General features: G+C 65.8%; 8 protein-coding genes. 7 read left to right on the plus strand and 1 reads right to left on the minus strand.

What is annotated here, in order from left to right; translation table 11 throughout:
• Positions 1-31: 31 nt before the first annotated feature.
• From kynA to C563_RS21605, 6 genes are all read left to right on the plus strand, one after another.
• Positions 32-886 (plus strand): tryptophan 2,3-dioxygenase, encoded by an 855-nt coding sequence (kynA, locus tag C563_RS0118100; RefSeq protein ID WP_018763487.1) that lies wholly within the window; start codon positions 32-34, stop codon positions 884-886.
• Positions 883-2,142 carry a kynureninase gene (locus C563_RS0118105; protein WP_018763488.1) on the plus strand — a complete coding sequence of 420 codons (1,260 nt, stop codon included), beginning with the start codon at positions 883-885 and terminating at the stop codon, positions 2,140-2,142. Before kynA ends, C563_RS0118105 begins: the two co-directional genes overlap by 4 nt.
• A 212-nt stretch (positions 2,143-2,354) precedes the next feature.
• Positions 2,355-2,624 carry a 30S ribosomal protein S15 gene (gene rpsO / locus C563_RS0118110; RefSeq protein ID WP_018763489.1) on the plus strand — a complete coding sequence of 90 codons (270 nt, stop codon included), beginning with the start codon at positions 2,355-2,357 and terminating at the stop codon, positions 2,622-2,624.
• A 244-nt stretch (positions 2,625-2,868) separates the two neighbouring features.
• Complete coding sequence (locus C563_RS0118115; protein WP_026265073.1) at positions 2,869-5,127, plus strand: polyribonucleotide nucleotidyltransferase; 2,259 nt, start codon at positions 2,869-2,871, stop codon at positions 5,125-5,127.
• A gap of 109 nt (positions 5,128-5,236) precedes the next feature.
• Positions 5,237-6,580 (plus strand): M16 family metallopeptidase, encoded by a 1,344-nt coding sequence (locus C563_RS0118120; protein ID WP_018763491.1) that lies wholly within the window; start codon positions 5,237-5,239, stop codon positions 6,578-6,580.
• Between the two features lie 216 nt (positions 6,581-6,796).
• Positions 6,797-7,315: a DUF1579 family protein gene (locus tag C563_RS21605; protein ID WP_081624209.1), complete on the plus strand. Its 519-nt coding sequence runs from the start codon at positions 6,797-6,799 to the stop codon at positions 7,313-7,315.
• On the opposite strand, the gene C563_RS0118130 is transcribed toward C563_RS21605, so the two are convergent.
• Complete coding sequence (locus tag C563_RS0118130) at positions 7,312-7,593, minus strand: hypothetical protein (RefSeq protein WP_018763493.1); 282 nt, start codon at positions 7,591-7,593, stop codon at positions 7,312-7,314. The genes C563_RS21605 and C563_RS0118130 overlap by 4 nt on opposite strands.
• A gap of 141 nt (positions 7,594-7,734) precedes the next feature.
• Between C563_RS0118130 and C563_RS0118135 the strand changes: the two genes are divergently transcribed.
• Positions 7,735-8,853 (plus strand): helix-turn-helix transcriptional regulator, encoded by a 1,119-nt coding sequence (locus C563_RS0118135; protein WP_018763494.1) that lies wholly within the window; start codon positions 7,735-7,737, stop codon positions 8,851-8,853.
• Positions 8,854-9,283 lie beyond the last annotated feature (430 nt).

Here is a 9,283-nt window from a genome sequence, read left to right on the forward strand (position 1 = left end):
CTGCCGGGGCCCTGACAACGAAAGGCAGTGCGTGTCCGTCGAAAAGAACACCCGCAAGCTCGATGAAGGGATTGTCCGCGACTTCAGCTCGCGGATGAGCTACGCCTCCTACCTGCAGTTGCCCACGCTGCTTAGTGCCCAAAAGCCGGTCAGCGAGCCGGAACACCACGACGAGATGCTGTTCATCATCCAGCACCAGACCACCGAGTTGTGGCTGAAGCTGGTCCTGCACGAGCTGCGCAGCGCCGCCGCCTGGCTGCGGGCCGACGACCTCGGCTCGGCGCTGAAGGGCATTGCCCGGGTCAAGCACATCCAGAAGACCCTCACCGAACAATGGTCCGTACTGGCCACCCTGACCCCCACCGAGTATTCGCAGTTCCGCGGCTTCCTGGGGAATTCCTCGGGCTTCCAGTCCGCCCAATACCGGGCGGTCGAATTCGTGCTGGGAAACAAAAACCGCAAGATGCTGCCGGTCTTCGAATCCGATCCCGAGGCCCACGCCATGCTGGCGGAACTGCTTGCGGCCCCCAGCATCTACGACGAGTTCCTCGCCTATCTGTCCCGGCACGGATTCGACGTGCCCGCTTCCGTCCTGGACCGGGACGTGACGCGCGCCCATGAGTTCACCCCGGACCTGGTCCCGCTCTTCAAGCACATCTACGAAAACGCGGCAGAGAACTGGGCCGCTTACGAGGCGTGCGAGGAACTGGTGGACCTGGAGGACAACTTCCAGCTCTGGCGGTTCAGGCACCTGCGCACCGTTCAGCGGACCATCGGCATGAAGACAGGCACGGGTGGTTCCAGCGGGGTCACCTTCCTGCAGAAGGCGCTGGAGCTGACATTCTTTCCGGAACTATTTGCCGTCAGGACGGAGATCGGACAATGAGCATCCACCAGGACGGCCCCACCGGCGTGACCACTGAGGCGCTCCACCGCCGGGCGGCGGAGCTGGACCGCCAAGACCCGCTGGCAACGTACCGGGACCATTTCATCGGAACGGACACCCCGCTGTCCTACCTTGACGGCAACTCCCTGGGCCGGCCCCTGAAACGGACCGCCGACGACGTCGCCGCCTTCGTCCGGAACGAATGGGGCGGCCGGCTCATCCGCGGCTGGGACGAACAGTGGCTCGCCATGCCGCAGGCCATCGGAGACCAGCTGGGCCGCGCCGTCCTGGGCGCGGCCCCGGGACAAACGATCATTGCCGATTCCACCACCGTGGTGCTCTACAAGCTGCTCCGCGCCGCGCTGGCCGCCGTGCCGGACCCGGACCGCAACGAGCTTGTGCTCGATACCGGGAACTTTCCCACGGACCGCTACCTGGTGGAGGGCATTGCCCTGGAAGAGGGGCTGACCCTCCGGTGGATCGACCCCGATCCGGCAGCCGGGGTGACCCTTGACCAGGTGCGCCAGGCCACCGGGCCGCGGACCGCCGTCGTGCTCCTCAGCCAGATCGCCTACCGTTCAGGGCACCTGGCTGACCTGCCCGGAATCACCGCGGCAGTGCACGACGCCGGCGCCTTGGTGGTGTGGGATCTTTGCCACTCCGCGGGGTCGGTAGAGATCGGCCTGGACGGCGCGGACGTGGACTTCGCCGCCGGCTGCACCTACAAGTACCTCAACGGCGGCCCGGGCTCACCCGCCTTCGCGTACGTCAACGCCCGCCACCTTCCGGCGCTCAACCAGCCCATCTGGGGTTGGATGGGCCGCAAGGACGCTTTTGAGATGGCCGCCGGCTATGAACCGGCGGCAGGTATCCGCGGCTTCCTCAGCGGCACCCCCGCCATCTTCGGCATGATCGCCATGCAAGGCACCCTGGACCTCATCGAGGAAGCCTCGATGGCTGCCATCCGGACGAAGTCCGTGGCACTGACCGCCTTCGCCATCGATGTCTTCGACGCCTGGCTCGCCCCGCTGGGTGCCGAACTGGCTTCGCCCAGGGACGCGGGGGAGCGGGGCGGCCACATCACCGTGGACCACCCGGACTTCAGCAAAGCCACCGTGGAAGCGCTCTGGGACGGCGACGTCATTCCGGACTTCCGCTCACCGCACGGGATCCGGGTTGGGTTGTCGCCGCTGAGCACCAGCTTCGCCGAGGTCCTCGACGGCATGGCCGCCATCCGGGACCGGCTGCAGGGCTGACGCCCGGCGCCGGAGCGGGCCGCGGGTCCGCCCGGACTGTTTCGACAAGGTTAGGCCCGGCCCGGTAAACTGGACGATGGATCCGGCTGCAGTCCGTGGCGGCTGGGTCCTGTCGTTGCGGCTTTCCCGGGTTTCCGGGACAGGACGTGCATGGCAGACCCGGCAGTGAACTTCTGACCTGGGCCCTCACGGCACATTCCCAAGGAGTTATTGTGGCACTTGACGCCGCTGTAAAGCAGTCCATCATCAAGGAATACGCAACCGCCGAAGGCGACACCGGTTCACCCGAGGTCCAGGTTGCCGTCCTGACCCAGCGGATCAAGGATCTGACTGAGCACATGAAGGAGCACAAGCACGACTACCACACCCAGCGCGGTCTGCTGGCCATGGTTGGTCGTCGCAAGCGTATGCTGAGCTACCTCAAGAAGACTGACATCGCCCGCTACCGTACGCTCATCGAGCGTCTCGGCCTGCGCCGCTAGTCTGGCTTTGGGGCGGCCCTTTCCCTCCGGAACGGGCCGCCTTCTTCAAATGAAAAACTAAACAGGAGGATCAACCGCATCACGCATTCGCGGTCCTCGGTAGTGATCCCCGGGAACGGCTTCGTTGACTGAAGCCGGCGGCCCGTGGGTCTCGATCGATGACCGGGTGCAAGGGCCAGTAGACAGATGCTGGGCTGGGTTGATGCGGCTGGACTTCCGTGAAACAGAAACGGAGGTGACTCTCTTGGAGGGTCCCGAAATCCAGTTCTCAGAGGCTGTCATTGACAATGGCCGCTTCGGCAAGCGTGTAATCCGCTTTGAAACCGGCCGCCTCGCCAAGCAGGCCGCCGGCGCAGCCATGGTGTACATCGACGACGACACCGCGCTGCTGTCCGCCACCACCGCAGGCAAGCACCCGCGTGAAGGCTTCGACTTCTTCCCGCTGACCGTCGACGTCGAAGAGCGCATGTACGCTGCCGGCCGCATCCCGGGCTCGTTCTTCCGCCGCGAAGGCCGCCCGTCCACCGAAGCCATCCTGGCCTGCCGCCTGATGGACCGCCCGCTGCGCCCCGCTTTCATCAAGGGCCTGCGCAACGAGGTCCAGATCGTCGTCACCGTCCTGGCCATCAACCCGGACGAGCTCTACGACGTCGTGGCCATCAACGCCTCCTCGATGTCCACCCAGCTCTCCGGCCTGCCGTTCTCCGGCCCGATCGGCGGCGTCCGCGTTGCCCTCGTTGCTGACGAGCACGGTTCACAGTGGGTTGCGTTCCCCAAGCACTCCCAGCTGGAGAACTCGGTCTTCAACATGGTGGTCGCCGGCCGCGTTGCCGGCGACGACGTCGCCATCATGATGGTTGAAGCCGAAGCCACCGACAACTCCTGGAACCTCATCAAGGAACAGGGCGCCACCGCCCCCACCGAAGAGGTCGTGGCCGAAGGCCTCGAGGCCGCCAAGCCGTTCATCAAGGCTCTCTGCGACGCCCAGGCCGATCTCGCCGCGCGCGCCGCAAAGCCCACGGTCGAGTTCCCGGTCTTCCTGGACTACGAGGATGACGCTTACGCCGCCGTCGAATCCGCTGCCGCCGACAAGCTGGCAGCTGTCTTCCAGATCGCCGACAAGCAGGAACGCGACAACGCCTCCGACGCGCTCAAGGACGAAGTCCTGGCGGGCCTGGCCGGTCAGTTCGAAGGCCGCGAAAAAGAGCTGTCCGCTGCTTTCCGCTCGGTCACCAAGCACGTTGTGCGCCAGCGCATCCTCAAGGACCAGATCCGCATTGACGGCCGCGGCCTGACGGACATCCGCCAGCTCACCGCCGAGGTCGAGGTCCTGCCCCGCGTTCACGGTTCGGCCATCTTCGAGCGCGGCGAGACCCAGATCATGGGTGTCACCACGCTGAACATGCTCAAGATGGAACAGCAGATCGACTCGCTGTCGCCGGTAACGCGCAAGCGCTACATGCACAACTACAACTTCCCGCCGTACTCCACCGGTGAAACCGGCCGTGTGGGCTCGCCCAAGCGTCGCGAAATCGGCCACGGCGCCCTGGCCGAACGCGCCCTGGTCCCCGTCCTGCCGTCGCGCGAGGAATTCCCCTACGCCATCCGCCAGGTATCCGAGGCCCTCGGTTCCAACGGCTCGACGTCGATGGGTTCCGTCTGCGCATCCACCCTGTCCCTGCTGAACGCCGGTGTGCCCCTGAAGGCCGCCGTCGCCGGTATCGCCATGGGCCTGGTGTCCGACCAGGTTGACGGCCAGACCCGCTACGCGGCACTGACCGACATCCTCGGCGCCGAAGACGCCTTCGGCGACATGGACTTCAAGGTTGCCGGTACGGCCGAGTTCGTCACCGCCATCCAGCTGGACACCAAGCTCGACGGTATCCCCGCCTCGGTGCTGGCTGCAGCGCTGAAGCAGGCCCGCGAAGCCCGCCTGCACATCCTCGAGGTCATCAACTCGGCCATCGACACCCCGGACGAGCTCTCCGAGTTCGCACCGCGCGTCATCGCCGTCAAGATCCCCGTGGACAAGATCGGCGAGGTCATCGGCCCCAAGGGCAAGATGATCAACCAGATCCAGGAAGACACCGGCGCCGACATCTCCATCGAGGACGACGGCACGGTCTACATTGGCGCCACCAACGGTCCGTCTGCAGACGCAGCACGCTCCGCCATCAACGCCATCGCCAACCCGCAGGTCCCGGAAATCGGCGAACGCTACCTGGGTACGGTCGTCAAGACCACCACCTTCGGTGCCTTCGTGTCGCTGACCCCGGGCAAGGACGGCCTCCTGCACATCTCCGAACTCCGCAAGCTGGCCAACGGCAAGCGCGTGGACAACGTCGAGGACGTCGTCTCCGTGGGCCAGAAGGTCCAGGTTGAGATCACCAAGATCGATGACCGCGGCAAGCTCTCGCTCGCCCCGGTGGTCGCCGAGGAAGAGGCTCCGGCCGACACCGAGCGCGTCCACGCCACGGAGCCGGCTGAAGGCGCTGACGTCTAACAGCCCTCGCTTGGCACCAGCATGAATCGGCGGGACCGGTGGATGATCCACCGGTCCCGCCGCTGTTACGATGGCAGCCAGATCCGGCTGCCCGTCCTGAAAGGCTTCAATGACTGTTGTACCCCTGCCGCTTGAGCAGAACCACGCCGGCGACACCCTGGTCCATGGCTCCGACGGCGGGTCCGAAGTCCGCCGTTCCGTGCTGCCCGGGGGAGTGCGGGTACTGACGGAAGCGATGCCGGGCCAACGGTCGGCCACGATCGGCTTTTGGGTGGGCGTCGGATCCCGTGACGAGGCGCCCGGCCAGCACGGTTCCACGCACTTCCTTGAGCACCTCCTGTTCAAAGGCACCCGCCGGCGCACCGCCCTGGAGATCGCCTCGGCGTTTGACGAGGTGGGCGGAGAATCGAATGCCGCCACCGCGAAGGAAAGCACGTGCTACTTCGCCCGTGTCCTGGATTCGGACCTGCCCATGGCCATCGATGTCATTGCGGACATGATCACCGGCGCCGTCCTGGACCCGGATGAGATGGAGCAGGAACGTGACGTCATCCTTGAGGAAATCGCCATGGACAGCGACGACCCCACCGACGTTGCGCACGAACACTTTGTGGCCGCCGTCCTGGGCAGCCACCCCCTGGGACGGCCGATCGGCGGGACCCCCGCAGCGATCAAAGCCGTGGCCCGCGACTCCGTGTGGGACCACTACCGCAAGTACTACAAGCCCCAGGAACTGGTCATCACCGCCGCGGGCGGCCTGGACCACGACGTTGTCTGCGGACTCGTGGTGGACGCCCTCGAATCCGCAGGATGGTCGCTTGAGCCGGATGCGGCCCCGGTCAGCCGGCGCCCCACCGAACGCGCCCAGATCACCGGAACGGCGGGACTGCACGTGGTCAAGCGCGCAGTGGAACAGGCCAACATCATCATGGGGTGCCCCACCATCGTTGCCACGGATGAGCGCCGCTACGTCATGAGCGTCCTGAACGCCGTCCTGGGCGGCGGCATGTCCTCCCGGCTTTTCCAGGAAATCCGCGAGAAGCGCGGATTGGTGTACTCCACCTACTCCTTCGCCTCGTCCTACGCCGACGCCGGCTACTTCGGGATGTACGCCGGCTGCACTCCGTCAAAGGTCCGCCAGGTGCTGGACCTGCTGGGCGTGGAGTTGGACAAGCTCGCGGAGCACGGTATTTCAGGCGATGAATTGCGCAAGGCCGTGGGACAACTCGGCGGCGGGATCGTCCTGGCACTCGAAGACACCGGGTCCCGGATGTCCCGGCTGGGCCGCGCCGAACTGGTCTCCGGCGAATACCAGGACATTGACGAAACCCTGCGCCAGATCAAAGCCGTCACCGCGGAGCAGGTCCAGGAACTCGCCGCCGAACTCGCCGCCGCACCGCGCACTGTCACCGTGGTGGGCCCGTTCGACGAAGACGAGACGTTCGGGTTGTAGCCTCCGCGCCCCGGACCGTCACCGTTGCGGGCCGTTCGACGAGCGCACCGTCACCTTGGTGGGCCCGTTCGACGAGCGCACCGTCATTTTGGTGGGTCCGTTCGACGAGACCGAAACCTTCGGCCTGTGGCACCCTGCGCCGCGGAGACGCTGGCGGCCCGGCTCTGCAGAGTACATCCTGAGTAGGAATGATCTTCGGCAGGGGAAGGCGGAACGGTGAACGGGCCAGGAGCGAAGCACGGACATCCGGAGTTAACGAACCTGCTGGGTCACTGGGAGGGCTACACACACGTTGCTGCCGGCCCTTGGGGGCCGGAACACCGCGTGAGCGCCCAAGTGTCCTACACGCAGGTTGCCGGGGGTCTCGGCGTGGTGCAGAGCTACCGGCACGTCGAACCGGACGGCAGCCACTTCGAGGGCCACGGCATATTCACGATCGATCCGGTCCACAACGACGTGCTGTGGTATTACGTTGACAGCACCGGCGTGCCGCCCGGCAACGCCGCCCGCTGCACCTCGCGCGACGGTGTCATCCGTGTTGAACGCCGCAATGCCGGAGGCTGGACGCGCCACTCGATCGAGGTGGCGAACGGTGTCCTGACACACGTCACCGAATTGCGTTCGCACGGGCGTAACGACGGCGACGATGCCCCGGAGGCGGGTGTGGACGGCAAGGCTTCGTCCTACTCACCATTCATGCGCTCGGAATTTCACCGCGCCGGAGGCGGGGGCTAGGACGCCGCCTCGAGGATGCGCGATTTTGGCGCGCCGGCGAGCGCAGGGGCGTCCGCCGGCGAACGCCATACCTGTGTTTGGAGGTTCGAGAGCAACTGCTCTGCCTGGGCCAGGTCCGCGAAGTCGAGTTCCACAACAACATATTGCGGTTCGCCCACGGGCCGGCCTATCCGGTGCGCGAGAACCCCTGACGCGGACCGGCCAACCGGATCCCGGTCGAATGCCGCCGTCCATGTGCTGAAATCTGTGATTCTGTGTTCGATCTGCAGGGTGAACATTCCAGTCTCCTTACTCGTCCCGCCAGGTTGGAGGACGCTCCACGCTGCTAAAGCTAGATGGTCCGGGCTGCGGCGGGTATCCCAGAATTCTGGGTGGCAGCGCCGCCGGGTCGCGCAGGATTGCCGGAGCATACTTGGAACATGACCAAGGGCTGGGCTGCAGACCGGAGCCAGGAGCGCATCCGACTCCTGGCAGGCTCGGACCTGGATCACCAAGCCCTCCGGACAGCGATTCTGGCAGAAGTGGCCACCATGGTGCCTTTCGATGCATTCGTTTGGCCGTTGTGTGATCCCGTCACGACGGTGGGGATGGCGCCGAGGGCCAGGACTCCCTGCCCCCAGGAATTGCCCACACTTATCCGCCTCAAGTACCTCTCCCGGGCGGCCCGCTGGACCGAGCTGATGCGTTGGCCGGAGCCGGCGGAATCCCTCCTGAAGGCAACGCAGGGAGAGCCCTCCCGCAGCCCGGTGTGGAGTGGCGTGTTGCAACGCTATGGCGTCCGCGATGTCCTGTCCGCCGTGTTTGCCGACAAGTATGGGTGTTGGGCCTGGCTCGATTTGTGGCGGACCGGCGATTCGGTCCCCTTCACGGACGAAGAAACTGCCTACCTGGGCGAGCTGGCAGCGGCAGTGACCGCCGGCCTGCGGAGGTCCGTAGCCAGGCAATTTTGGATTCGACCGGATCCGGAACCTGGCCCGGACCAGGCATCCGGGACAGGATCCGGGCAGCCCGGATTGCCGGAGCAGGCTGTCCTCACCCTGGACGACGATCTGGCGATAGCTGGCCGAACGGCGTCCGTGGACGACTGGCTCAAGCTGCTTCAGCCTGGTCCGGTCCCTCACCATCAGGTGCCTGAGGTGTTGAACGTTGCGGCCCAGCTGGCGGCACGGGAAGCGCTGGTGGACACCCACCCCGCGGAATGCAGGGTCTACGTCGGGGCGGGCCGCTGGGCCTCCCTGCGGGCCAACCGCATGGAGTCGGAGGTGTCCGGACCCACTCCACCGGTGGCCGTGACGATTCAGGCCAGCACGCCTGCCGCGAGGCTTGACATGTTTGCCCGGGCGTTTGGCCTGTCACCCCGGCAGGGGGAACTGCTCTGGCTCACTGCGGCAGGGGCCGATACGGCAGCCATGGCGGACGCCCAGGGCGTGACGCCGTACACGATCCAGGACCAATTCAAGCAACTCTTCCAGACATGCGGAGTCCACAGCCGGGTGTCCCTGCTGGCCATGGCCCTGGGCACGGGAGCCAGGGCCTAGCGGTGGGCTGTTGGCTTCCGGAGCCACCGCCTGAGACACATTCGTTCATCGGAAGTTCCTACCACAAGACGACGTCCCATCGCCTCGCCGGGTCTGGCGGCAGGAGGAACGGCATAGCGTAGAAGTCGTCCCACACAGGATCTGTTGGAGGGAGTTGATCCGGCTCAATCAAGTTCCCGTCAGGCTCCTCCGTTTCCGGATCCTCCGTCTCCAGAGCCGGGCACGCTGGGAGTTCGGCAAGCGGCAGGGTTCCTGGTGGCCAGTGGGTTGGTTGGGGGTCGTGTTGTTCGGGTTTGTAGTGTCGGCCGGTGGGTGAGGTCCAGCCGGGTGGTTCGTTTTTGGTGGCTGGGTCGGGGGTCCAGGTGCTGTGGTGTTTGAGGCGGTGGTGTCGGGGGCAGAGTTGGGCCAGGTTCCGGGCATCGGTGGTGCC

The organism is Arthrobacter sp. 135MFCol5.1, from assembly GCF_000374865.1.
Lineage (GTDB): Bacteria > Actinomycetota > Actinomycetes > Actinomycetales > Micrococcaceae > Arthrobacter.

Excerpts from the sequence above, each read along its gene's own strand:
- C563_RS0118135 (WP_018763494.1), top strand. The coding sequence starts at position 7,735 with ATGACCAAGGGCTGGGCTGCAGACCGGAGCCAGGAGCGCATCCGACTC.
- C563_RS0118130 (WP_018763493.1), bottom strand. The coding sequence starts at position 7,593 with ATGTTCACCCTGCAGATCGAACACAGAATCACAGATTTCAGCACATGG.
- C563_RS0118120 (WP_018763491.1), top strand. The coding sequence starts at position 5,237 with ATGACTGTTGTACCCCTGCCGCTTGAGCAGAACCACGCCGGCGACACC.
- C563_RS0118105 (WP_018763488.1), top strand. The coding sequence starts at position 883 with ATGAGCATCCACCAGGACGGCCCCACCGGCGTGACCACTGAGGCGCTC.